Source organism: Micromonospora sp. M51 (genome assembly GCF_018070305.1).
Classification (GTDB): Bacteria; Actinomycetota; Actinomycetes; order Mycobacteriales; family Micromonosporaceae; genus Micromonospora; species Micromonospora parva.
This window is the reverse complement of record NZ_JAGPXZ010001499.1, coordinates 1-465: the sequence shown is the minus strand read 5'-3', so window position 1 is coordinate 465 and position 465 is coordinate 1. Positions and strand designations below refer to the sequence as shown.

1 protein-coding gene is annotated in these 465 nt (G+C 64.5%); it reads right to left on the bottom strand.

Annotated elements, in window-relative coordinates; translation table 11 throughout:
* The coding region (locus KBX53_RS35640) for a beta galactosidase jelly roll domain-containing protein (protein ID WP_210864105.1) at nt 1–465 on the bottom strand (465 nt) is incomplete at both ends.

Sequence of the window (465 nt, the reverse complement as noted above, 5' to 3'; positions counted from 1 at the left end):
GTCCAGTCCTTGTCGGGCATGCCCGGCAGATACCATCCGGCGCGCTCGCCGTACAGGCCACCATTGTTGTACATCGTCCGGGCGGTATCGCCGTCTGTTCGGTGCTTAGTGCGCCACGGACCCGCCAGGTGACCGCCCCCTTCGCAGGCAGGCTGGCGGAGTTGAGACCGCGGGACTGGCGCGACAACCCGTTGTCGGACCAGTCGAGGTTCTGGCCGAGGTTGTGGACGACGACCGAGAGGACGACCGGATCGCCGGCCTTGACCGAGGAGGGGAGCTCGATGCTCGTCGTGTTCCCGATCGCGCGATGGGCTCCGGTGTAGGTGCCGTTGATCCAGACTTGCATAAAGGCCGGGTCGACGCCATTGGGCTTGGGTGCGCCCTGACCACCGTTGGCATTGAGCTTGAGCGTACGTGTTGTGTCTGCGGTGAAGTGAGCCCAGTACCAGACCGAACCCTCATAGA